This window comes from Paenibacillus dendritiformis (assembly GCF_015845845.1).
Taxonomy (GTDB): domain Bacteria; phylum Bacillota; class Bacilli; order Paenibacillales; family Paenibacillaceae; genus Paenibacillus_B; species Paenibacillus_B dendritiformis_C.
On the sequence record NZ_LDIG01000050.1, the window covers coordinates 66498 to 89703 of the forward strand.

General features: G+C 56.4%; 28 protein-coding genes and 2 pseudogenes. 14 read left to right on the forward strand and 16 right to left on the reverse strand.

All coding sequences use genetic code 11. From position 1 onward, the window contains the following. The first annotated feature begins 24 nt into the window (after positions 1-24). Together ABD76_RS02045 and ABD76_RS02050 are read left to right on the forward strand one after the other, a co-directional pair. Positions 25-1737 carry an ABC transporter transmembrane domain-containing protein gene (locus ABD76_RS02045; protein ID WP_197253873.1) on the forward strand — a complete coding sequence of 571 codons (1713 nt, stop codon included), beginning with the start codon at positions 25-27 and terminating at the stop codon, positions 1735-1737. 89 nt (positions 1738-1826) lie between these two features. Beyond that, a complete protein-coding gene (locus tag ABD76_RS02050; RefSeq protein WP_197253875.1) occupies positions 1827-2663 on the forward strand; it encodes an ABC transporter ATP-binding protein in 837 nt (278 codons plus the stop codon). 358 nt (positions 2664-3021) lie between these two features. On the opposite strand, the gene ABD76_RS30810 is transcribed toward ABD76_RS02050, so the two are convergent. The 3 genes and pseudogenes from ABD76_RS30810 to ABD76_RS02060 form a co-directional block, all read right to left on the reverse strand. Beyond that, on the reverse strand, positions 3022-3432 hold the full coding sequence (locus tag ABD76_RS30810; RefSeq protein ID WP_420901909.1) for an ATP-binding protein: 411 nt from the start codon (positions 3430-3432) through the stop codon (positions 3022-3024). Continuing rightward, positions 3430-4387, reverse strand: a pseudogene (locus ABD76_RS30345) (AAA family ATPase); the annotation flags it as partial. The pseudogene ABD76_RS30345 and the gene ABD76_RS30810, both read right to left, overlap by 3 nt. A gap of 53 nt (positions 4388-4440) precedes the next feature. Continuing rightward, a complete protein-coding gene (locus ABD76_RS02060; protein ID WP_197253877.1) occupies positions 4441-4620 on the reverse strand; it encodes a hypothetical protein in 180 nt (59 codons plus the stop codon). Between the two features lie 273 nt (positions 4621-4893). Here ABD76_RS02060 and ABD76_RS30350 point away from each other — a divergent pair, with 273 nt between their 5' ends. The 6 genes from ABD76_RS30350 to ABD76_RS02080 all read left to right on the forward strand — a co-directional run bounded on the left by ABD76_RS30350 (position 4894) and on the right by ABD76_RS02080 (position 7808). After that, complete coding sequence (locus ABD76_RS30350) at positions 4894-5226, forward strand: class I SAM-dependent methyltransferase (protein ID WP_338125006.1); 333 nt, start codon at positions 4894-4896, stop codon at positions 5224-5226. Beyond that, a complete protein-coding gene (locus tag ABD76_RS30355; RefSeq protein WP_338125005.1) occupies positions 5159-5323 on the forward strand; it encodes a hypothetical protein in 165 nt (54 codons plus the stop codon). The genes ABD76_RS30350 and ABD76_RS30355 overlap by 68 nt, the downstream gene beginning before the upstream one ends. After that, complete coding sequence (locus ABD76_RS30360) at positions 5296-5682, forward strand: hypothetical protein (RefSeq protein WP_338125004.1); 387 nt, start codon at positions 5296-5298, stop codon at positions 5680-5682. Before ABD76_RS30355 ends, ABD76_RS30360 begins: the two co-directional genes overlap by 28 nt. 259 nt (positions 5683-5941) lie before the next feature. Continuing rightward, positions 5942-6463, forward strand: coding sequence for a phosphotransferase (locus ABD76_RS02070; protein ID WP_197253879.1), 522 nt, complete (start codon positions 5942-5944; stop codon positions 6461-6463). Positions 6464-6520: 57 nt separating this feature from the next. Next, positions 6521-7051 carry a DNA-3-methyladenine glycosylase family protein gene (locus ABD76_RS02075; protein ID WP_242069300.1) on the forward strand — a complete coding sequence of 177 codons (531 nt, stop codon included), beginning with the start codon at positions 6521-6523 and terminating at the stop codon, positions 7049-7051. 73 nt (positions 7052-7124) lie between these two features. After that, positions 7125-7808 (forward strand): DNA alkylation repair protein, encoded by a 684-nt coding sequence (locus ABD76_RS02080; protein ID WP_197253880.1) that lies wholly within the window; start codon positions 7125-7127, stop codon positions 7806-7808. A 161-nt stretch (positions 7809-7969) separates the two neighbouring features. Here the strand turns inward: ABD76_RS02080 and ABD76_RS02085 are convergent, their stop codons facing one another. From ABD76_RS02085 to ABD76_RS02100, 4 genes are read right to left on the reverse strand one after another with little or no spacing between them, the layout of a single operon-like run. Continuing rightward, complete coding sequence (locus tag ABD76_RS02085) at positions 7970-8788, reverse strand: SPL family radical SAM protein (RefSeq protein WP_197253882.1); 819 nt, start codon at positions 8786-8788, stop codon at positions 7970-7972. Positions 8789-8800: 12 nt separating this feature from the next. Beyond that, complete coding sequence (locus ABD76_RS02090) at positions 8801-9517, reverse strand: 2OG-Fe(II) oxygenase (RefSeq protein WP_197253884.1); 717 nt, start codon at positions 9515-9517, stop codon at positions 8801-8803. Further along, positions 9510-10058, reverse strand: coding sequence for a methylated-DNA--[protein]-cysteine S-methyltransferase (locus ABD76_RS02095; protein WP_197253887.1), 549 nt, complete (start codon positions 10056-10058; stop codon positions 9510-9512). The genes ABD76_RS02090 and ABD76_RS02095 overlap by 8 nt, the downstream gene beginning before the upstream one ends. Next, entirely contained in the window at positions 10042-10632 is a 591-nt protein-coding gene (locus ABD76_RS02100) for a bifunctional transcriptional activator/DNA repair enzyme AdaA (protein WP_197253890.1), read from the reverse strand. The genes ABD76_RS02095 and ABD76_RS02100 overlap by 17 nt, the downstream gene beginning before the upstream one ends. Positions 10633-11534: 902 nt before the next feature. Between ABD76_RS02100 and ABD76_RS02105 the strand changes: the two genes are divergently transcribed. From ABD76_RS02105 to ABD76_RS02115, 3 genes and pseudogenes are all read left to right on the forward strand, one after another. Beyond that, positions 11535-11942: a hypothetical protein gene (locus ABD76_RS02105; RefSeq protein WP_197253892.1), complete on the forward strand. Its 408-nt coding sequence runs from the start codon at positions 11535-11537 to the stop codon at positions 11940-11942. 136 nt (positions 11943-12078) lie between these two features. Next, positions 12079-12552, forward strand: coding sequence for a MarR family winged helix-turn-helix transcriptional regulator (locus ABD76_RS02110; protein WP_242069301.1), 474 nt, complete (start codon positions 12079-12081; stop codon positions 12550-12552). A gap of 41 nt (positions 12553-12593) precedes the next feature. Next, a pseudogene (locus ABD76_RS02115) lies at positions 12594-14033 on the forward strand (ATP-binding cassette domain-containing protein). Positions 14034-14088: 55 nt separating this feature from the next. On the opposite strand, the gene ABD76_RS02120 reads toward ABD76_RS02115, so the two are convergent. Next, positions 14089-14262 (reverse strand): DUF3918 family protein, encoded by a 174-nt coding sequence (locus tag ABD76_RS02120; RefSeq protein WP_197253894.1) that lies wholly within the window; start codon positions 14260-14262, stop codon positions 14089-14091. A gap of 213 nt (positions 14263-14475) precedes the next feature. Here ABD76_RS02120 and ABD76_RS02125 point away from each other — a divergent pair, with 213 nt between their 5' ends. Beyond that, a complete protein-coding gene (locus ABD76_RS02125; RefSeq protein ID WP_197253896.1) occupies positions 14476-15717 on the forward strand; it encodes a TolB-like translocation protein in 1242 nt (413 codons plus the stop codon). A 378-nt stretch (positions 15718-16095) separates the two neighbouring features. Here ABD76_RS02125 and ABD76_RS02130 read toward each other — a convergent pair whose 3' ends face one another. Beyond that, positions 16096-16392: a phosphatidylinositol kinase gene (locus ABD76_RS02130; RefSeq protein WP_197253898.1), complete on the reverse strand. Its 297-nt coding sequence runs from the start codon at positions 16390-16392 to the stop codon at positions 16096-16098. Between the two features lie 158 nt (positions 16393-16550). Here ABD76_RS02130 and ABD76_RS02135 point away from each other — a divergent pair, with 158 nt between their 5' ends. Beyond that, positions 16551-17501 (forward strand): LacI family DNA-binding transcriptional regulator, encoded by a 951-nt coding sequence (locus ABD76_RS02135; RefSeq protein ID WP_197253900.1) that lies wholly within the window; start codon positions 16551-16553, stop codon positions 17499-17501. An 80-nt stretch (positions 17502-17581) separates the two neighbouring features. Beyond that, the gene (locus ABD76_RS02140; protein WP_197253902.1) at positions 17582-18193 is read left to right on the forward strand and encodes an HAD family hydrolase; all 612 of its coding nucleotides are present in this window, start codon (positions 17582-17584) and stop codon (positions 18191-18193) included. Positions 18194-18356: 163 nt separating this feature from the next. On the opposite strand, the gene ABD76_RS02145 is transcribed toward ABD76_RS02140, so the two are convergent. From ABD76_RS02145 to cysT, 7 genes are all read right to left on the reverse strand, one after another. Then, positions 18357-18515: a hypothetical protein gene (locus ABD76_RS02145; RefSeq protein ID WP_242069302.1), complete on the reverse strand. Its 159-nt coding sequence runs from the start codon at positions 18513-18515 to the stop codon at positions 18357-18359. A gap of 47 nt (positions 18516-18562) precedes the next feature. Then, positions 18563-19696 (reverse strand): glycosyltransferase family 4 protein, encoded by a 1134-nt coding sequence (locus tag ABD76_RS02150; protein ID WP_197253905.1) that lies wholly within the window; start codon positions 19694-19696, stop codon positions 18563-18565. Further along, positions 19686-20408 carry a glycosyltransferase family 2 protein gene (locus ABD76_RS02155; protein ID WP_197253906.1) on the reverse strand — a complete coding sequence of 241 codons (723 nt, stop codon included), beginning with the start codon at positions 20406-20408 and terminating at the stop codon, positions 19686-19688. Before ABD76_RS02155 ends, ABD76_RS02150 begins: the two co-directional genes overlap by 11 nt. Positions 20409-20434: 26 nt before the next feature. Then, positions 20435-20629, reverse strand: coding sequence for a hypothetical protein (locus ABD76_RS02160; protein WP_197253908.1), 195 nt, complete (start codon positions 20627-20629; stop codon positions 20435-20437). 16 nt (positions 20630-20645) lie between these two features. Further along, positions 20646-21005: a hypothetical protein gene (locus ABD76_RS02165; RefSeq protein WP_197253910.1), complete on the reverse strand. Its 360-nt coding sequence runs from the start codon at positions 21003-21005 to the stop codon at positions 20646-20648. 357 nt (positions 21006-21362) lie between these two features. Next, positions 21363-22235: a sulfate ABC transporter permease subunit CysW gene (gene cysW, locus ABD76_RS02170; protein ID WP_197253912.1), complete on the reverse strand. Its 873-nt coding sequence runs from the start codon at positions 22233-22235 to the stop codon at positions 21363-21365. An 84-nt stretch (positions 22236-22319) separates the two neighbouring features. Next, positions 22320-23183: a sulfate ABC transporter permease subunit CysT gene (cysT, locus tag ABD76_RS02175; RefSeq protein WP_197253914.1), complete on the reverse strand. Its 864-nt coding sequence runs from the start codon at positions 23181-23183 to the stop codon at positions 22320-22322. Positions 23184-23206 lie beyond the last annotated feature (23 nt).

The following is a 23206-nucleotide window of genomic DNA, read 5'->3' on the forward strand; positions in this document are numbered from 1 at the left end:
TGAAGGAAAAGAGAGGTTATCACTGTGCTGCGACGATTTTTTGCTTACTATCAGCCCTATAAATGGCTGTTCATTCTTGATTTCTCCTGCGCCATCCTGGCCGCTTTGCTGGAGCTGGCCTTTCCGGTCGCCGTCAACGGCGTCGTCGATCAACTGCTCCCGAGCGGCAACTGGCGCTGGATTCTATATGCCTGCCTCGGGCTGCTGGCCATTTATGTCGTCAGTGCCGGGCTGCACTTCGTCGTTACATACTGGGGGCACAAGCTGGGCATCAACATTGAGACGGACATGCGCAAAAAGCTGTTCGATCATGCGCAGAAGCTGTCCTTCCGCTTCTTCGACAACAATAAGACGGGCCATCTCGTGTCCCGCATGACGAACGATCTGATGGACATCGGCGAGATTGCGCATCACGGACCGGAGGATCTCTTCATCGCCGTCATGACGCTGGCGGGCGCCTTCGGCATTATGCTGAGCATCAACTGGGAGCTGGCCGTGCTGACATTCATCATCGTGCCGCTCATGATTTACCTGTCGCTCTACTTCAGCCGCAAAATGTCGCAAGCCTTCAAGCGAATGTTCGCCGATATCGCCGACTATAACGCGAGGGTAGAGAATAATGTGAGCGGCATCCGGGTCGTTCAGGCGTTCGCCAACGAAAAGCATGAAATTCGCCGCTTCGCCGAGAACAACGCCCGCTTCCGGTTGACGAAGCTCATCACGTACAAGATTATGGCCTGGAACTCCTCGATCAGCTTCATTCTGATGAAGCTCATCTCGCTGTTCGTGCTCGTATGCGGCACATGGTATGTCATTAACGAGCAGATGACGTACGGGGAATTCATTGCCTTCGTTATGCTGTCTAACGTATTTCTCGGCCCGACCAAGCAGATCAACGCGGTCATCGAAATGTATCCGAAGGGGATCGCCGGCTTCAAGCGTTACCTCGAGCTATTGGAGACGGCTCCCGATGCCCGGCCGATTGGCAAGCCGAAGGGGGATATTCGCTACAGCGGCGTCAGCTTCGGCTATGAGAACAAGGAGAAAATTCTGAACGGCATCGACTTGACCATTCGGGCGGGCGAAACCGTCGCGCTCGTCGGCCCTTCCGGCGCAGGCAAGACGACGCTGTGCAGCCTGCTGCCGCGCTTCTATGAGATCGACGCGGGCTCGATATCGATTGACGGGACAGATATTCGGGACATAACGCTCGAATCGCTTCGTTCCCATATCGGGATCGTGCAGCAGGACGTATTCCTGTTCGACGGCACGATTCGGGAAAACATCGCGTACGGCAAGCTCGGCGCGAGCGAGGAAGAAATTTGGAAAGCCGCGCGTCAGGCGCAACTGGAGGAGCTGATCCTGTCGCTGGAGCAAGGGATGGATACGCTTATCGGGGAGCGCGGCGTCAAGCTGTCGGGCGGTCAGAAGCAGCGCTTGTCGATTGCCCGCATGTTCCTGAAGAATCCGGCCATCCTCATTCTGGACGAAGCGACGTCGGCGCTGGATACGGAGACCGAGGCCGCGATTCAGGAGGCGCTGTCCGCGCTGTCGCAGGGAAGGACGACGCTCGTCATCGCGCATCGGCTGGCCACGATCAAGAATGCGGATCGGATCGTCGTCGTCACCGAGCAGGGCATTACGGAGCAAGGGAAGCATGAGGAGCTGTTCGCCGCCCGGGGCATCTACTACCGGCTGCATCAGGCTCAGTTCGGCGCTGGCATGCTGATTTCATAGATTATAGAGGTGCGAAAACCTGCCTTCTTAAACGCGTATTTCACGAATTGTATAATATAAAATACCGGAGCGAAGGGAGCAGAACGAAGATGAAGGGACGGCTTGAAACACAGAAGCTCGACATTGGTTACAGCGAGAGGGCGATTGTGCACAACTTGAATCTGTCCATTCCGCACGGCAAAATAACGGCCCTCGTCGGAGCGAACGGCTCCGGGAAATCCACGATTCTGAAAGCGATGGCCCGCATTATGGGGCCCAGCTCGGGGGGCGTGCTGCTGGACGGCCGCTCCATTCACTCGATGTCGACGAAGGAGGTGGCGAAGCAGCTTGCCATCCTGCCGCAGAATCCGTCGGCCCCGGACGGATTGACGGTCGCCGAGCTGGTCGGATACGGCCGCTTCCCGCATCAGAAGGGATTCGGCACGATGTCGGCGGAGGATCGGGATACCGTCGCTTGGGCTGTCGCGATGACGGGCATGAACGCCTTCCGCGAGCGTCCCGTCGATCAATTGTCCGGAGGCCAGCGGCAGCGCGCCTGGATTGCGATGGCGCTGGCCCAGCAGACGGACATTCTGTTCCTTGACGAGCCTACGACGTTTCTTGATATGGCCCATCAGCTTGAGGTGCTCCAACTGCTGCATAAGCTGAATCGGGAGGAAGGGCGGACGATCGTCATGGTCGTCCACGATTTGAATCATGCCTCCCGTTATGCCCAGCATATGGTCGCGATCAGAGCGGGGGCGGTCGTTAGCGAGGGAACGCCGGCAGAAGTGATGACACCGCAGGTGCTGCGGGAGGTATTCGGCATCGAGGCGGATATCGTGCCCGATCCAAGGACCGGCGTTCCGCTTTGCTTGCCTTATGAACTGGCGGGCTGCGCGGCTGCCGAGACCGATGCCGTGGAGCGAAGCCTCGACACCGCATGAATACAGAGGACGGCATGAATAAGAAGGGAAGACAAGCAAGGGGCTGTCCCATCAGCAGTTTTTTAGCTTCGACGAGACAGCCCCGCCTTGGTTCTGCCAGCTCGACTTGCCGGAAAACTGCATAAATACAGCTTTCCATTCTCACGTCGAGCGTAAATTCCTGCACAAATGCAGGATTGGCTGCCTCAACCATCTTTCACTGCCTGTCCCGATGGTCGTCCTGCTAGTCGCAGTGCTGGTCGCAGTCGTCCTGCTGAACGTCCCGCCGCCGCCATTTCCACGTCTACCTTCTCTGTTGTACAACTTTCCCTGCGTCACGATTCAAGGCCAATGAGACAGTCCCTAATCTATTGAGTTTTCAAATCCGCCGGCCGTATGTGCGCAAATAATCCTCCACGTCATTGTACGCTCCTGTCTGATTGGCGTATTTGACGTAGTTCTTCGCTTTGCGCAGCCATTCCAGCGCAGACGGGCGCGCGGTCTCCAGCAGCGCTTCGAAATCGGACATTCGAATCGGGCGCTCGCGGCCGGATTCGAGAATTTCGCCGAGCACCCGCTCGGCCGCGCTCTCGCATAAATGTTCAATGTCCGCCCCGGAGAAAAATTCGGTCCGGCTCGCCAGCCGCCTGGTATCGATGTTCTCGATATAACGGCCTTCCAGCTTCAAGCGGAACATATGCTCCCGCGCTTCCTCGTCCGGAGGCGCGACAAAGACGAGCCGATCGAAGCGGCCGGGACGCTTGAGCGCGTCATCGACGTCCCAAGGCATATTCGTCGCGCCGATGACGAGCAATTGATGCGTGCTCGTATCGATGCCCTCCATCTCGGCCAGGAACGTATCGATCATGCCGCGCATGCTGGACGAAGACTTCGAGCGGCTGAACCCGACCGTATCGATCTCGTCGAAAAACAGAATGCTCGGCTTGCGCGCGCGCTTTATCGAACAAATCCCGGAGATTTTGCTCGCTGACGCCGATGTATTTGTCCAAAATGTCCGCAATATGGACAGGGAAGAACGCGGCCCGGCATTCGCCCGCGGTCGCCTTGGCCATGAACGTTTTGCCGCAGCCCGGCGGACCGTACAAAAGCACGCCTCCGCCCGCCTTTTTGCGGAATTTGGAGAACAGCCCCTGATTCTGGAACGGGCTGATAATGCGCAGTTGTATCGTCTTCTTCAGATCCTGCAATCCGGCGACATCCGCAAACGTCACTTTGTGCGACGCATCCGCTGGCTGAGACGCCGCGGCTTTCCCGCCATCCAGCACCTGCAGGCCGATGCCCGAACGGGTGAAGACGGCCGCATGGCCGGCCTGAGCGGCTTCCCATTCCTCGTCCGCGGCATCCTCATCCTCGATTGTCTCGTCATCATCTTCTTCCGCTTCCGCGGGTTCCGGCGCATTCCTTCCCATGCCAGTCCGGGACTCAGCGCCAGATTCGCTGCTTGCCGCGCCGGCTTCCCTGCTTGCGCCGGCTGTCGCAGCGGGCGGTTCCGCCGGAACATCGCCTTGCCGCAGCCGGGCGGCCGCTTCCGTCAGACCCGCCAGCAATGCGGCGCGAAGCGGATCGCCGGCGCAGACGGCAAGCCCGGCGCTGTATTGCCCGATCGCGTCCACCCATTGTCCGCGGGCCGCGTATTCCGCCGCCAGCCAGTAGAGCGCTTCGGCATCGTCCGGATGCTGCCGTGCCATGCGCTGCAAAAATGATAGCCTGTCCATCCTCTTCATCTCCTTGCTTATGTTCGCTCTTTGTCCGGTTCGAACGATGCAACCCTTCGCGATCAGACAAAGCCGGCGGCTTCCGCTCCAATCCAGGCCGGCAACCCTTTTTTCCAGCAGCGGGTGCGTGCCCGATCCAGTTGGCCCGTGTCTGCGGCCCATTTCAGCTCCGAGTCGCCATACACGCCGCGCAGCATTCCGCCTTCCGCCACAATCCAGCGCTCCTCATCCGTATTCCGCACCGGAAGATTCCAGCGCGGCGCGTAAGAGGCGTCATAAGGAAAGCGAACCGGGTTGTCCGCCGCCGTCAGCGATTCGGCAAAATATGCGGGGATACCTGCTTCCCGAATAAATTATGGGATATCATATCGTTGACAAGCGGCGATCTGAACTTTTTAACGACGGCAGCGGCCATTTGGATCGCAAGATTTCGGTCTATGATTTTTCCATAAGGGATGGTAGACTTGATGTACTTTTGCAATGGGCAGGTTGAAAATTTTCCCGGAGGTGTTCGTATGTATCCGAAGCTGGAGGATCCAAGGAATCACCAGGAATGGGTTACGCCTCATTCCTTCGCTTGGTATGCTCAAATCGCGGAGTTATCCGGCGCATATGCGTATTCATGGAATTCGACGATAACGGAGCCGAATGCCGAGGTGCGGTTCGAGCAGGAAGTGAGGGACATGGTCCGCGATCGCATCGTGCTCGACATAGGCTGCGGTCACGGGGAATTCACGGCGCAAATGGTCACCGTTCGTGAAGCGAATCACCGGCTTGGATGTGACGAGCGGATTTATCGCGCCCGGAAGGAAGCAGCCTCCGCCCAATGTCTCCTTCGTCACCGCTAATACAAAGGAACGGCTTCCCTTCGTGGACGGGGAGTTCGACTGCGCCTACAATCGCAAGGGTCCGACCTCATGCTACCGACAGATTTGCCGGTCGTGAAGCCCGGCGGGCGCATTCTCGGGCTCCATCCGGGCGATCGGCTGTCGCGGGAGCTGCCACGTTGGTTTCCCGGATTTTTCGAGCCTGCTCCGGACGGAACCCCTATATTGGATCGCCTCGCGCATCGACTGGCGCAGGGAGGGCTGAAGCAGGTTGAGATCGAGACCGTCGCCAGCGTTCAATATTTGCATGATCCGCTGGATGTAATCCGCCTCCGCTGCTTCGGACAATCGCCTGTGCTCATCGCGAAAATAATCGATGAGTCTTTGCCCGGCATCGAGGCGATCTTCCGCCGCCATGCCACGGCTCAGGGCTTGCCGGCGACGTATGAACATTATCTGGTACGGGCCGTCAGCTAACGGCGGAAGGGGATGAAGATGAGCAGAGATACAATGGTCAGGTTCGCGTCTTATCCGGAAGCGGTGCAGGCGTATTGCAGGGGAGCGGCGGTCACGGTCGTCAAGGACAAGCCCCGCTCCGCCGTGTATCGCTTGGATCGCGCGGACGATTCATTTTATGTGAAGGTGACCGCTCTGGGGCAGATGGAGAAGGAAGCGCGGATGACGGCCTACCTGGCGAAGCTGGGCGCGTGCCCGAACGTCAGAATGTATGTCACCGATGCTTCCCGGCACGGACTGCCCGTTCATGAACGGATTGGAGGAGATGGTCAGCCGGGCGGAGGAGAATTACCGGAGCGGCAGGGCGGAGTGGAGCCTGCTCCGTTACGCGGGATATGCGAGCGCCGATGCCGCTTATCAGGATATGTTGGCTCTATACAGTGCCGTATCCGGCAGCGGGGAACGGACGCTCATTCATGGCGATTATTGCCTGCCGAATCTGATGCTGCATCAATTCGAGCGGAGCGGCTACATCGATGTGGGCTATGGCGGATTGGGCGATCCGCACTATGATCTGTTCTGGGCGCTGTGGTCGCTGCAATTCAATCTGGGGAGCGACCGCTATGCGGGGCGCTTCATCGATGCCTATGGAAGAGAACGGGTGGACGAAGAGCGGCTGCGGCTGTGCGGACTCGTATCCGCGTTCAACGGCTTCCGCGGGCAAGACTATTACGAACGGCAGGATCACCAGCCGAATGGAGGAGAGGAGCGGAATGGGGACCGTCGCGACGAAGTATTTTGACTATGGAGACCGGGAAATCAATTACTTGCGAAGCGCCGATGCGGCTCTGAGGCGGCAATGACCAGGCTCGGACGGGTGGAGCGGGTCATTATGCCCGATCCGTTCGCCGCGCTCGTCCATGCCATCGTGGGGCAGCTTGTCTCCGTGAAGGCGGCCAACACCGTATGGGAGCGGATGCAGGAGCGATTGGGGGAGATCTCTCCCCGGAATCTCGCAGCGCAGCCGGCTGAACGGATTCAAGGCTGCGGCATGCCGATGACGAAGGCGGAGCGCATCCGGGAGATTGCCCGGCTCGTCGCGAATGGCGAGTTCGTCCTGGAGGAGCTGCAGCGCTTTTCCGATGCGGAGGCCACCGCCCGCTTAATGACGCTGCCCGGAGTCGGGAAGTGGACGGCCGAGATGCTGCTTATCCACGCTTTGGAGCGTCCGGACATCGTGAGTTGGGGCGATATCGCCATTCGCCGCGGCATGATGGCTCTCTATGGGCTTGACGCGATGACGAAAGCGCAGTTCGACAGGTATCGGCAGGCGTATTCGCCGTATGGCTCGGTCGCTTCCATTTACTTGTGGGCTTTGGCTTATGAATAAGCGGTTGGCTCATGACCGGGCGGCGGTCAGGAAGATACGGACGGAATGAAAAGCAAGCGGGAGGAGATTCGACATGGAGACCACGATTCGGGCACAGATTATGGCGCTGGCGGAGGAGAAGTACCGGCAATTTTCCGCTTCCTTGATTCCGAATATCAATAATGTCGTCGGCGTGCGGCTGCCGGAGCTGCGCAAGCTAGCCCGGACTATTGCGAAGGGCGACTGGCGGACTTATTTGGCGCAGGCGGACAGCGATTATTTCGAGGAAGTGATGCTGCAGGGCATGGTCATTGGCTGCGCCAAGGCGGATGTGGAGGAGATTCTGCGCCACGTCGCCGCGTTCGTGCCCAAGATCGACAACTGGTCCGTATGCGACAGCTTTTGCTCGGGGTTAAAAATCGCTTCTTCGCATAAAGAGCGGACCTGGGAATTCATCCAGCCTTACCTCGCATCGGACAAGGAATACGAAATTCGCTTCGGCGTCGTGATGCTCCTGAATTATTATGCCGATGAGGATTATATACACCAGGTGCTGGAGAGGCTGGATCGGATCAAGCACGAGGGCTACTACGTCAAGATGGCGGTGGCCTGGGCCGTGTCTATCTGTTTCGTGAAGCTCCCAGACATTACAATGGGCTATTTGCGGGGCAATTCGCTCGATGATTTCACATACAACAAAGCGCTGCAAAAGATTACGGAGTCCTATCGCGTCGATCCGGGGACGAAAGCGCTGATTCGAAGCATGAAGCGGAAATAAGATGCTTACCTGCGCTGCCCTCCGCTCTACGCCGATAACTTGCAAAGGCAATGCGGCTCAATCCATCGGCGCGACATGCAAAGAAGCAGAGTCATTCCGGCACATTGCCGAAACGGCTCTGCTTCTTTTTAACTCCGGTCATGGCTCCCGCGCACAGATCGTCAAGGCTCGAATCCCGCCTGGCTGATGAACAGCTCTTCCTCGGTGAAATGACGCCGCAGCCGATCGTAGACGATGCGGTAGGCGGAGGGATGATACCATTCCTCCAGTCCGAGCTTCCGGTACAATGCCTGCATGTTCAACTGGCGGGTTCTCTTACCGCCGCTGCCGTCGCCCATAAAATAATCGTCGATGCAAACCCGGTTCACAAGCGGGCGAAGGACGGCCCCGAACGCCTCGCTGCTCGGCAGCACCGGCGCGATCGTGGCCTGAGCCGGCACCCTGGCTTCCGCCAGCAGCTCGAGTGTCTTAAGCCGTGCCGGAATGGGAGGAGCTTGGGGCGAAAAGTGCTTGCGTATCTCTTCGAGATCCGTCTCCACCGTCATGCTGACGCGTACGGCATCGCCAAGCCGGACGAGCAGATCGATATCTCTGCGCACGAGCGGGCTTCGCGTCTGCACGAGCAGGAAGTCGGGCGGACACTCGGCCATAATCTCCAGCAGCGAACGGGTAATGCGCTCCTTATGCTCGATCGGCTGATACGGATCGGTGCTGGACGACATGAAGATAGTCACAGGCCCTTTCTCCTTCGCCTTCCGGTATTCCTTCCGGAACAGCTCCGCCGCGTTCTGCTTGACATCGATCCAGCTTCCCCATTCCTCTTCGCGGAAAATCGACACCGGCATGCGCCGCACATAGCAGTAGGAGCAGCCGAACGCGCACCCTGTGTATGGATTAAGGGAGTGGCTGTAGCCCGACAGGAATCCGGTGCCTTTATTGAGAATGGTCTTCGGTGATTTGTAAGTGCAGCCCGGCCTCATGTCCGTCCTCCTTTACTTCGCATCATGGAAGATGATGCCTAAAGTGTATCTCGTGCCTTCCATAACGGTGCTGACGCCATGCCGAACCGCGGTCCGGTAATACCCGCGCACGCCTTGCACCGGGCGATGATTCGTCGGGAAGACGAGTCCTTCTCCTTGCGCCAGCGACAGGGCATGCCCCCGGCTCTGCGCCCGCGGCCGCTGCTCCACCAGCAGGAATTCGCCTCCCTTGTAATCTTCCCCCACGCGGTTGAGCGCGAATACTACCTGGAAGGGGAAGAACACATCGCCGTACATATCCTGGTGGAGGCAATTGTAGCCCTCCGCTTCGTATTTCAGGATGAGCGGGGTAGGGCGGGTCTGGCCGGCTTCGCGGCAGCGCTCCAGGAATTCGGCCAGCCGTTCCGGATATGCCGCGCCGCCGCGCCCGAGCCGCTGCAGCCAGTCATTGGCTATGCGGGCCAGCTCCGGATACAGCGTGTCTCTGAGCTGCTGCAGCAGCGGCGGAAGCGGCGCATCATAATATTTGTATTCTCCGATTCCGAAGCGGTATCTCCCCATGGAAATCGTCTTGCGGAAGTTCGCTTCCTCCGTATAGGTCCCGATAATATACTCGCAGGCGGCTGCATCGAGCAGCGGGGGAAGCTTCGCATAGCCGTGCTCGTCCAGCGAGCGCCGGACGTCGCTCCAGTCAAGCTGTGACATCCGTTGTGCCAGGCGGTTAAGCATGCATCCGCTCTCCTTCTGCCAACAGGACGTCCCGTTCCAGCCGCAGCAGCTTCGCTTTCATATCCAGGCCGCCGCGGTAGCCCGTCAGCGCTCCGTCCTTGCCTATGACGCGATGGCAAGGGACGGTGATGAGCACGGGATTGGCCCCGATGGCTGTTCCGACGGCACGTACAGCCGACGGACGCTGAAGCTGCTCGGCAAGCTCCGAATAGGACAGCGTCTGTCCATAGGGGATGCCGCAGAGCGCGCGCCAGACCGCCAACTGAAAAGGCGTGCCCTGCAAATCCAGCGGCATGGCGAAGCTGCGCTGCTTACCCTGCAAATAGCCGGCAAGCTCCTCCGCATATGGCTGCAGCTTCCCGTCATCCCGCTGCAGCAGTCTGCCCGGCCAGCATCGTCCTGCCCATTCGGCGATGGCATCGAGCGGCTGGCCCGGAGAGCCGACATAACAGAGTCCGGCTTCTATCGCCGCAATGATAAGATTCCACTCCTCGCATTCGACGACGGACCAATAGATAGACGCATCAGCTTTCTTTTCCATAGTCGATATCCTCCTCCGCATTCGCCTGCTGCCGCTTCCGGTATTCGGACGGAGTGCACCCGGCGGTCTGCTTGAACAATGCAATGAAGTAGGGGGGATGGGACAACCCGACGGACTGCCCGACCTCGGCGATGGCCAGCTTCGATGATCGAAGCAGTTCCTTGGCATGCCCAATCCGCCGCCGCTGGATATATTCGACCGGGGTCATGCCCATAATTTTTTTGAAAATCCGGTGCAAATGATAGGGACTTCCGTGGCTGATCTCGGCCAGGCGGCGGAGCGTCAGCTTCTCCGCATAATTCCGGTCGATATACGCGGTCACGATCGCAATCCATTCGTCATCCGGCAGCCTCTGTCCGGTCGGCTTGCAGCGCTTGCATGGGCGGTAGCGGGCGGACAGCGCCGCTTCCGGACTGCGGAAGAAGCCGACATTCTCGCGCTTGGGCGGCCTGGATTTGCAGGAAGGGCGGCAAAATATGCCCGTCGACTTCACGGCGTACCAGAATTGTCCGTCATAAGCGCTGTTATTGCTGACAATGGCCTGCCACATTTCATCGGTTACAGGTTCCGGCATGGGCGCTCACCTCCACCCCTAGTATATCCTTCGCCATAGTCGTTTGTACGGAAATAAGAATAGAATAGCAAGATAACGAAATTGTATATATCACATTATACTTCAGACCATGACCGGTACGGCAACGCCAGATGCTTCCGATTTCAAGAACGGTAGCGGTCAGGGAATATCCTGTGCTGCCATGTGACTAGATTGGGGTGGGATGATGAACAAGACCATTCGGAAAAAAGTCCCAAGATGAAATAAGTATATTTTCCGGAACCTACTTCGAAACAGGGTATCACGATGCCCTTATAACCAAACTCCCCATGGTTCAGGAAATCGCATATGCCAGTATCTCCTTTCAGCCAATCTCCCAATAGGTCATGGAATCGTATATATTCGGAGCTCCTTTTAACCCATCTCCCCATAGGTCAGGAAACTCGTATATGCTGGTATTCTTTTACAGAAACTCTCCCCAAGGTCAGGCAGAGAATATGCTCGGATCTATATAAGAAGGCCTCCTGACTTTCGGAGAAGAGCGAACTCAAAGAGATGAGATGGAGATGCCACCCCTGACTTGATGGGAGAGTGAAGAAAAATGAGCTGAAAGGGAAGACTGTTCTGACTTGATGGGAGAGTGAAGCAAAGAGCTGAAGCCCAAAATCGGCCTGACTCGACGGGAGAGTAGCGGGAGTAGGCGGAGGGCAGTCCGCCCCAGACCTGAAAGGTGGGGAAGGCGCCAATTATTTATTCGCGGCTTGTCTGTCGTTTATTTCCATGTTGAGCCTGCCTTAATGCTGACACATTCCCCCTGTATTGTATGGATTGCAGCCGCCGCAACGTATGACAAAGGGTTCTCGTGCAGATGCGGCAGGAAAAACAGGATTGCAGCAGCAATCACAATCAGGAGGAGATTCAATATGAAAAAGAGATTGACAGCAGGTATCGCATCGTTAGCTGTTCTGGCAATGGCCGGTTCGGCCTATGCGGCGGAAGTGCCGAGCGGCAGCATCGCCAGCAAAACCGTCAAGGTCTCGGCGGCAGAAGCGAATGGAAAGGCTGCCAATCACGGATTGCAGTCGCAGCTTCAGGTAATGCCCGCATCGTCTGCGCTCCGAGCAGAAGGCGTGTCCGGCGGCAAACTCAAGCGGCAGGTGATGAGCAAGAATATGGACCGTGGCGGCGCCGAGATCGCAGTTAGCGTCAAAAGCCTGGAAGGGGTGGCGAAGGCAAAGGGCATAACCGTAGAGGAACGGATTGCTCAGTTGAACCGGGAAGCGAAGACAAGCAAGAGTGAACAAGCGACGATGACGATATTGAAGAAGTAAGACTGATAAGCCTCTGGCCTTGATTGTGCCGGGGGCTTTTTTTCATAGGTGGCATAGAATTGTCTGATTTATTAGATATATGTTAAATAATTGCCTGTAGGAAACTATACTGCTATAATGATAGCAGATAACATCAATGAAATGGGGTAATGTCATGCAGCCTGAACAACCGGGATCGCTGGAAAACGCGCTGTCGCATCTGCAATGCGTATTGGTTGCGAGACGTGCGCGCATCAATCCGGAACAGCTTACATGGGCGCAGTACGATATCCTGGAGCTGCTCCGCATCATCGGACCGTTGATGCCTTCGGAGATCAGCGAGAGGCTGGGCATGTCGCGTTCGGCCATCTCCAAAGCTCTGCGAGTGTTGAAGGACAAGCAATTCATCGAACAGACGGCAGGCAAGCAGGATCGCCGCGAACAGACGACATCATTGACGGACGAGGGCAGAACGTTCCTGTCTATCGCCGCGAACAGCCGGCGCGAAGCCGCGGAGATCGCCGCTTCCGTTCTTACCCCCGGGGAACAGGGCATATTCGCGGAGCTGTGCCGAAAGGTAGCGGAGGCTTTGGATGACACCGCTTCGGAACAAGCGGATAGTTGCATATAGGAAATTAATTCTCGTATTTTATGCAAAAGGCAGGAGATAACATGACGGCCGAAAGTCAAAGCCCCGACCATCGGCACAATTGGATTCAGGTGGCAGGCGCCAGGGAGAATAATCTGAAAAATGTAACGTTGAGCATTCCGAAGAAGAAGATTACCGTTTTTACGGGCGTGTCCGGTTCCGGCAAGTCTTCGCTCGTCTTCGACACGATCGCGGCGGAATCGCAGCGGCAGCTCAATGATACGTTCACCAGCTTCGTGCGTCACAGACTTCCGCATTACGGGCAGCCGGATGTCGATTCGCTCGACAACCTCTCGGTCGCTATCGTCGTCGATCAGAAGCGCATCGGCGGCAACGCCCGATCGACGGTCGGAACCGCGACCGATATCTATTCGCTGCTGCGGCTGCTGTATTCCCGCACAGGGAAGCCGTTCGTCGGCTATTCCGACGTCTTCTCCTTCCACAACCCGCAAGGGATGTGCCCGAAATGCGAGGGCTTGGGAACCGTAGCCGCCATCCACATCGACCGTCTGCTCGACCGGAGCAAATCTTTGAATGAAGGCGCGATCCAATTCCCGACCTTCCGGCCCGGGGAGTGGCGCTGGAAACGTTATGTCTGCTCCGGTCTGTTCGACAATGACAAGAAACTTCGGGATTATACGGAGGAAGAGTGTTGACCGGTGTCGCCGGCTCCGGGAAAAGCTCGCTTGTGAACGGGGTGCTGCCTGAATTTTATCCCGAAGCGGTCTTCATCGACCAAGGCGCGCTTCGCGGCTCGAAGCGATCCAACCCGGCGACGTATACCGGAATCATGGATCCGATTCGCAGCCTTTTCGCCAAGGCGAACCGGGTGAGCGCCTCGCTGTTCAGCTTCAATTCGGAGGGGGCCTGCCCGGAATGCAAAGGCCTTGGGAAAACCTATACCGATCTGGCCTTCCTGGATCCGATAGTCAGCGTCTGCGAAGTATGCCAAGGGCGCAGATTTACCGACGACGTTTTGAGGCATACGCTGCGCGGCAAGCATATCGGCGACGTGTTGGAGATGAGCGTTGCGGAGGCCAAGGTATTTTTCATGGATGATGCGATTCGTCCTGTCCTGGAGCGGTTGAGTGATGTCGGGCTGGACTACATTGCGCTCGGGCAGCCGCTGAGCACGTTATCCGGAGGCGAAAGACAGCGAATCAAGCTTGCCGCCGAGATGGAGAGCGGCGGTCAAATCTATGTATTCGATGAGCCGACGACCGGATTGCATATGTCTGATGTCGCGCGGTTAATCGGGCTGATGAACCGGCGACAATGGCAGCACGGTGATTGTCATCGAGCATAACCTGGATGTCATCAGCCAGGCCGATTGGATTATCGATATGGGGCCAGGGGCCGGCCAGGAAGGCGGACGGGTTATTTTTGAAGGCACGCCGGAGCTCCTAATTGACTGTCCGCATTCTGTCACGGGGCAGTACGTTCGGAAGCATGTGCGAATGTAGCCGCGTTTCATGGAATAACAGCCAGACCTGCGAAGGAACTGGCTGTTATTTTTTGTTATCCGGTGCGAAGCTTTTTGCGAAGCTGCTTCAAGGATTGGTTTCTTCTTCCGTTCATGCGCATGCGCTGCTGCGTCAATCCGACGGCTGCCGCGCCGACGCCAATCGCCAATAAAGACCAGAGCGTTTTCCGATTATTCCAATTTTTCAAAAAACCAAACATTCCGTTCATCCCGATCCCACCCCCTTAATGACACTTGAATAATGGCATTCGCACACCGGTTTTATTGTGCTCCGGCATCGGCGGCGGCATGCAAGGAATGCTTTCCGTCTGCAGCGGCTTGTGGAATCAATGCATTGGGGGCAAGGATCGGCTGTCATAATTTTGGCATCTCGGGGAACGATAAATTGTACAGGATAATCGGATTCGGCAGGAGGAATTCCCATGAAAAATCGCTTGATCGCCCTTATCGTTTTCGCTTTATTATGCTCGTGCTTGCCGGCGATGAGCCGGGCAGAGCCCGATGCGGAACGGAAAGCGGCAGCCGCCTTTATCCGCGGCAATGATCTGTGGATGGCGATCGGCTCCGAGGAGAAGCGGCTGACCCGCGGAGAATATATCCGAAATCCGCACTGGTCCCATGACGGGAGCTGGCTTGCCTTCTCGAAGGGGAAAGAGGAAAAGGAAATATGGCTGTATCATGCCGCAACGGGCGAGATGCGTCAAGCCGGGCAGGGGGATAACGTACAGTGGTCGCCATCGCGCAACGTCTTGGCATTTCAATCGCAAGATGCTCGCCGCACCCTGTACGTCACAGATGCGGAAGGCAAGCGGGAGCCGGAGCGCATCGCGGACCATGTCGGCAACTTTTCCTGGAAGCCGGATGGCGCAAGTCTGCTATACTCTGTGGAAGCCCGCCTGCTGCCGGATGGAATATGGTCGGATATCGATTTATATACAGTTCGTCTGGACAAGGAGGCTCGCAGCCAGTTATTTTTTACCATCAAAAGCCAATCCCAGGACTTCTTCGCGGTCACGACAAGCCGCTTCAAATGGTCGGCGGACGGAAAATGGATCGCGTTCATCGCCGTTCCAACGGCGTCGCTGTCAGCAGACGGCAATACGTTATGCTTGTTGTCCGCGGACGCGGGGACCTTCTTGAAGGCGGGGCAAATGCTGAACTATGATGAGTGGTTCCAGTGGGGGCCGCAAGGCAGCACGCTCGCCTTTATCGAAGGATATGGACGGGAAGCGACCAGCAACAAGCGGCTGACCGTATTGACCGGCATGCCGTCGCTTCTGCAAAAATCCTATACGCCCGCGGGTTATGCCGATCGGGATCTCGCCTGGTTGGACCATGATACTCTGGTCGCCGCCCGGTCGAAAGAAGCCGCCTGGTCCGGCGAACCAAGCGAGCGCCCGCTTCCTTCTCTGGTGCTCGTGAATCTCGGAGGAGGGCGGCAGCCAGAGCTGACTCGTCCGCCTCGGAACGTGGGAGATTTTTTCCCGGTGCTGCTGAAGGATGCAGGATGCCTTGCCTGGATTCGTACCGACCGAAGCAAGGCGCACGTGATGCTGGCTCAGCCGGATGGAAAACGGGCGGTGCAGTGGATTCGCGACCTGACGGTGCCTGACGGTTATTACGAGCATTGGAGTTGGGGAGAGGTCATTGACTTTCCGAGATGAATAATTGCCTAAGCATTGTTGACTTGGTAACCAAGTCATCCGCTTACATAGCAAGGGGAATGAAAAAGCCGCAGATCTTATCTGACGGCTTTTTACTGCATGGAGGGGTAGTAATGCATATCATAATTGTTATATAATGGGCGGAAAAACTTATCTTTCGATGGGGGGAAAATCAAAAACGGCTCTTTTGAAGATCTGGTTTTTTATGGGATTGTGAATCCGATATGTGGTATTTTTATTCAAATAGGGGGTGTCCCATATCGCTGCAATGAGACAGGCCCCCTGATTCTCGAAGCTTGATTTTTCCGCAAAAATGCAAAAACCTCCATGAATGCAGTTTTCCCTGCCTCAACCATTATCCGCCGCTCTTCCCGCCGCCTAAATGAAAAAAGGGAGGAGAAACACATCCACGAAGCTGAAGAAAGGAATTCGGCGATGAAAGAAGCGCCGTCTCGGGAAAAAGCCCGGGTGAAAGCCGAATTGTCTGTAGTAGGAAGGCTGAGCCGGCATTCCGCTCATCTCCGTCATCATCTGTTCGGTCGGAATCGCCAGCGTGACGCCTTCCGGATCGACATGGGCGATAAATCCGTCATAACAGTGACCATCCTTCGTACGGATTCCGACATACTTGTTCATACAGCACCAGCTGAGCTGTTGGAAATCATGTGGGCTCATGGGTGACCTCCTGTTCGCATGTTCATCACAACATAAGTCTATCCGCTCCTCCCCATTTCGCTCACGGCATTTGCCCAGAGACGCATAATATCGGTATGATAGAAGGAGTCATACTTGATTCCTCAATAACGGGGCTCATATAAGGAGGATATGATCCTGTGCCGAATATCCACGATATCGCGAAGAAAGCCGGAGTATCGGTCTCCACCGTATCCAGAGTGATCAACAATTACAAATATGTGTCCGAAGAAAAGAGAAAAGCCGTGCAGCAGGTTATCGATGAATGGAACTTCGCTCCCAACCGCAATGCCATAGGCTTGATTCGAGGTGAGACCCGAATGATCGGGGTCATCATGCCGTACAATAACAATCAGCCCTTCGATCAGTTGCTGCACGGGGCATTGAACCGTTCGCGGGAACTGGATTACTCCGTGGCCGTGCTGCCGACGAAATATGATAAGAATAAAGAACTGGAATATCTCTATATGCTGAAAAATAAATGGCTGGACGGTGTGATTATTACCTCCCGCGCGAATGATTGGGAGCAGATATTGCCTTATGTCGAGTACGGATCGGTGATTGCTTGCGAATTCACCGAGCATCCCGAGATTGGCTGCGCTTATATCGATCGGTATGCCTCTTATGTAGACGCCTTTCAGTATTTGAAGGAGAAGGGACATACCGCAACGGCCTTCACGATCGCGAGGGGAGGGGAGAGCAGGAGCACGCAGCAGACGTTCGCGGCGTATGAAAACGTATTCGGCAGCGTGCCGGACGATTACGTCATCTCGAATTGCTATTCGTTCGAGGATGGGTACCGAGCGGCCGAGAAGCTGCTCAGCCTGGAGGACAGACCGACGGCCATATTCGCCAACGGGGACGAGGTGGCCGGCGGGATATACCGGTATGCGGTCTCGAACGGGCTGGCCATTCCGCATGATCTGGCGATTATGGGGCAGGAGAACCAGCCGGTCGGAGTAGCCCTCGACCTGTGCTCCATCGACCATCGGCTCGTGCAGGTCGGCGAGCAGGCCTTCGACCTGGCGGTGCGGCGTTCACGCGACAAGGTGAACATTCCTTACCGTATCCTTGCCAGATCTTCGGTATAAATTTTATTTTGAGGCTTGACTTGAAATCCATTTCATCCTGTACCATTGGTTGCGAATAAGGATAGGGGAGGATGAATGGGATGTATCAAGCTTTTCTCTTTGATCTGGATGGCACCATTATCGATTCGGAGCTTATCGGGCTTCATGCGCTGCAAGAGACGCTGGCCGAGCTCGGTCTCACGTATCATCTGGACGAGCTTCGCTTCTCGCTGGGGATTCCAAGCTACAAAACGATGGAAATGTTAAACGTGAAAGATATTCCAGCCGCCATAAAAAGATGTGCAGAGATAGAAAAACCGTATATGAGCAACGTTCCCATTTTCGAGGGGATGAAGGACGTCATTGCGAAGCTTCCGGCTTGCGGGATCGTAACGTCCAAGACGGCGGAAGAAATGAAGGACAGCTTCTATTTGCTCGGCATTGATCATTATTTTCAATCGGTTGTGTGCGCCAGTGATACGAGCAAGCACAAGCCCGATCCGGAACCGCTCGAATTGGGGCTGCGGCTTATGGATTGCCCGGCGGATAAAGCGATTTATATCGGGGACTCCCCCTATGATATGAAGTGCGCGATGGCGGCGGGAGTCGATTTCGGACTTGCGCTGTGGGGGGCGAAATCGGCATCCGGATTCGAGGAGGCCCGGTATATTTTCGAGACGCCGCTCGATATTTTGAAGCTGCTGCACCGGTAAACGGATGAAGCTTTCCACCGAAGCGGAATCCCGAAGCGACTCATCAATAACGAGGAAGACCAAGCAGGCATGATGCGCATGCATGATATTTCCGATCGGCGGAGGCCATCCTTAAGCGGGATGGCCTCGTACACGGGCGACGTCATCAAGAGCTGACATCCGGTCAAAATAAACGCTCCAAAAAAGGCTTTTCCAAGCTTGCTTTCACTGCTTGCCGGTGGCGGCCGATTTGCTCGATAATCGGACGCTTGTGGGCCAGCGCATAGGCGGCCGTGTCGCGTATCCGCTCGGCGAGCCGCGCCGCGTCCGTGGAGATAGCCAATTGAGGAAGACCGATGGAATGGGCGAAATCGAACGATCACACTCCCGTCATTGGGTTCGGGCTTGAACAGCCGTATAGATTTCATCCATCCGCGCCACGATTTTATGAATATCAAAGTGCCTCAAGGTCCATCTGCGGCCTTGCGCTCCAATTTCCTTGAGAGCGTCCCGATCGGCCAATGCTTTTATCAATGATTCGGCGACTGCGTCTTCCGTCGCCTTGCATTCGGAATCATGGTCGCCGAAATAACAGTCCCACGCTTGTCCGTATACCGCCGGCTCGACAAGACCGAAGAAGCCGTGGTTGCCTACGGCCAGCACGGGCTTCCCGCAAGCCATCGCTTCAAGAGCAACCCGGCCGGTGCCCACCACGATATCCCCAAGCGCGTAATATTCACGAATTTTCGTCTGATTCCCGGCCATATGAATAAAGGTGTGTCCGGTATGATCATGGATGGCATCGACTATCTCGCAAATTTCGGAAAATTGGATGCCGTCGCCGACCACGACCAGATGCAAATTAGGCACCTCTGTGCCGCGCAGCCGTTCCGCCGCCTTAATCAACATCGTGCAGACGATGGCTTTGTCCCAGGCGAGCCGGCTTGCATAGACGATAACGGTCGCATCATCCGGAATCTGGAGCGACTTCCGCAGTTCATGAGAGGGCGCCGGGTAGAACGCCTCCGGGTCGATCCCGTTCGGCACCAGCAGGGAAGTGAGCCCCATGTCTTGCAAATAGCGCTGCACTGGCTTGCTGACACAGATGACCGCGTCGCTGTATTGGGCCGTGTTGATAAGCTGTTCCTCGGGATAATAAGCTCCGTGAACCGTAAAGACGACAGGGATGCCCAATTCTTGGGCAGCCATGGCCGCATACATTCCCGACGGGGTTTGATGCACATGGACGACATCGATTTTGCGGTATCGCATGATCTGCTTCAAGGTGCGGATCGTTTGCTGAAGCGAGCTATCCAGCATAAAGGCGCCGGCTGTTAAATCGACGGCATGAATCGGGCATCCCGCCTGCGTGAAGGAATTGTACAATAAGCCGTTCGCTCCGCAGTATACCGGCTTCACTCCTAATTCTTGCAGCCCCTTGACCAGACTTAGCACATGGGTTTCCGTGCCGCCGACGGCCAAGCTGTCCAACACCATCAGCACACGGTAGCCTTTATTTCTCATTGCGCTTCATCCGATTTTTTCCAAAGTATTTCCGGGACCGCTGATTCGGATGGCTGCGGTAATAATACAGAACATCCGGTATATTGGCGATATTCAGGGGCTTTGCCTTCAGCGCCTTGGCAATAAACTCATAATCTTCCGCGCCTTCTATTCTCCTTGTATGCCCGCCGATCCGATCGAACAGCTTCCCTCGAAGCATGGTGGTCCCATGGCATACGCAGTGGCCGCCGTTGGCATACACTTTGCGTATTTGTTCCCCGTACCGGATCCAACCCGCTCTTGATCTCGGCTCCCAAAGATTGTGATGAAACACTTCATAGTTGGTTCCCACCACCTCGATTTCCGGACGGCCCAACAAAAAGGACACTTGCCGCTCCAGGCGTTCATGATGCGAAATATCATCCGAATCCTGGGCAGCGATATATTCCCCCGCAGCCAAAAATAAGCCGGTTGTCACCGCTCCGGCATACCCGATATTGCGGGGCAGAGGCACCGTAATAAACGTGCGGTCGGCCAATTGCTCCCGGTTGACTTGCAGCCATTTCTCCACTTGCAGCAAAGAATCGTCTGTCGAGGCATCATCGACGAGAATGATTTCCCAATTCGGGTAAGTTTGCCGTAAGATGCCATCCAAGCAATCAAGCAAAAAAGCTGATTTGTTATAGTTTGTTATCACAATGCTTACAAGACCGGGCACTCTTGGGTAGGTCATCATGTTCACCACCTTATTTCAGCTTGTTATGAAGTCACGCGGACATAGGACACCATATGGAGTTGAAAGATCGCATACTGTCCATTTTGATATCCCGTCAACCGGGAATTGCGGACAGTCAGCTTCATATCGTCGACGGGTACGAGAATGCCTGTTATCAAATCCAATGCGCTTGCCACCTGGACTTGTTTTCCAATCAATGATCGGAGCTTTTCTTTCATTTCATTCACCTTCCTTTTATTGAATTTGGAACGAGATGACTTGGTTCAAGTGCACAATCACGATCGATCCATCCGACTCTCTAATTTCTGCATAGTCCTCTCCGACCTCGGTGATAATGCCTTGAATCGTTCCCCCGAACGAGGTCAACTCAACCTGGCGATGAACATATCTTTCGAGCGATGGCTTGAGCGGCGAATCCGAGCCGCGATTCCCTCCGCCCCCCATCTCCTCCCGAATCGCTGTCCGAAACGCTTGAACGAGCTTGTCTCCTTGGAGCTCGTCCCCCGTAATAGACTCCTTCACGACTTGCTTCATGAGTTGAGCCATTCCCTCAAAATAACTTTGCAACTCCTTTTCGTTTGCTTTCAATTTCACAATATTTCACCCGCCTTTCATTTCCGTATTAATAGAGTATAAAAAAAGGAGAAGGCTTGACTAAACTTCTCTCTAACTTTTGGCAATTTTGTTCGTTTGAACAATCGCATGAAATGGGGAACGTGGCCGATCACCGGGGGAAACCGTCGCGGAAGGCGCATGTCGCCCAAGCGCTTGGCCGTGGTTCGCAAGGGAGCCGCCGCTTGCGGAACTGACGGGAAAGGCAGGGCCTGGCTCATTGAGCGGGAGGCTGCGTTCGAGAGTTGAGCCATACGTCTCTACTCTCTAGCAGGGTTAAAGGATAATAGAAAAAAAGAACATCCATCACAGATGTTCTTCGGTAAGGCCGGATCGCGCTCAGGCGCGCGTCCGCCCGAGCCACTGCTTCGCCGCGAGCGTGAGCAGCGCCAGGGCGACCAGCAGCGAGGCCAAGGCGAATGCGGCGGAGAATTGATACTCGTTATATAGGATTTCCACATGCAGGGGGAGCGTGTTCGTCTCGCCGCGGATATGGCCGGAGACGACCGATACGGCCCCGAATTCGCCCATGGCGCGGGCGTTGCAAATAATAATGCCGTAGAGGAGCCCCCATTTGATATTCGGAAGCGTAATGCGGCGGAACATCGTCCACCCCTTCGCGCCAAGCGTGGCGGCCGCTTCTTCTTCCAGCGTGCCCTGAGCTTGCATGATCGGGATGAGCTCCCGCGCCACGAACGGAAAGGTAACGAACAGCGTGGCGAGCACGATCCCCGGGAGCGCGAATACGATCTGCACATCATGCGCCGCCAGCCAAGAGCCGAACCAGCCGTGGGCGCCGAACAGCAGAATGAAGAGGAAGCCCGCAATGACCGGCGAAACGGAAAAGGGCAGGTCGATGAGGGTGATGAGCCATTGCTTGCCGCGAAAAGCGAACTTGGTCAGGCACCATGCGGCGGCGATGCCGAATATCGTATTCAGCGGCACGACGATGAGGGCCGTGATCAGCGTCAGCCGGATGGCCGACAGCGCGTCCGGCTCGGTCAATGCCGCGAAGTAGACCTCCGCGCCGCGCTTGAACGCCTGCGCGAAGACGGCCGCGAGCGGGAGCAGCAGGACGAGACCGATGAAGCCGAGCGCGACGGCGATGAGCAGCCGGCGGACGATCGTGGATTCGGTCGTGCAGCCGGCGCGGGGCTTGCGGGACGCTGGAGGCGGGGCAGGGGAGACGGCAGCGGACGGAGAAGCGTCCATTCGTGTAGTCCTCCTTCGGGATGAAGTAACGGAAATAAGCAGAGCGGTTGACCCCTTGAATGAACTCGGCAGGCGTTCATGCCTTCATAGCGAGCTCATGCGGCGCGCCGCCTTCCATTGCAGCGTATTGATAAGGAGCTGCATCAGAAAGGACAGGATAAGCATGACGAGCGCGACGGCGGTGGCGCCTGCGTAATCATACTGCTCGAGCTTGGTCATGATGAGCAGCGGCGCGATCTCGGTCTTGTACGGCATATTGCCGGAGATGAAGACGACCGAACCGTATTCCCCTATGCCGCGGGCGAAGGCAAGCGCGAATCCCGTCAGGAGCGACGGAAGGAGCTGCGGCACGATGATGCGGCGGAAGACGGTCAGCCGCTTCGCTCCGAGCGTCGCGGCCGCTTCTTCGACCTCGGTCTCCCATGACTCCAGCACCGGCTGAACGGTGCGGACGACAAAGGGGAGACCGATGAAGACGAGGGCGATCGCGATGCCGATCGCGGAGTAGGCGCTCGGGATGCCGATCGCGTACAGCCAGCGGCCAATCCAGCCATTCTCGGCGTAGATCGCCGTGAGCGCGATGCCCGCCACCGCGGTCGGGAGCGCGAACGGCAGATCGATCATGCCGTCGATCAGCCGCTTGCCTGGGAACGTGTAGCGCACGAGCACCCAGGCGACGATCAAGCCGAACACGACATTGACCAGTCCGGCCGCGAACGCTGTCGCGAAGCTGATGCGATAGGCCGCCAGCACGCGTTCATCGAAGACGGCGGCCCAGAAGCCGCTCCAGCTCAGCTCAAGCGACTTCAGCACGACGGCGGACAGCGGGATGAGCACGAGCAGCGACAAATAGCCGACGGTAAACCCGACCGTGATGCGAAATCCGGGCAGGACCGCATACGGTTTGCCCTTTTGCGGGGGCCGTTTTGGGGGTGGTGTGGCAGTCATGGGGCATTGCCGCCTCCTTTTGC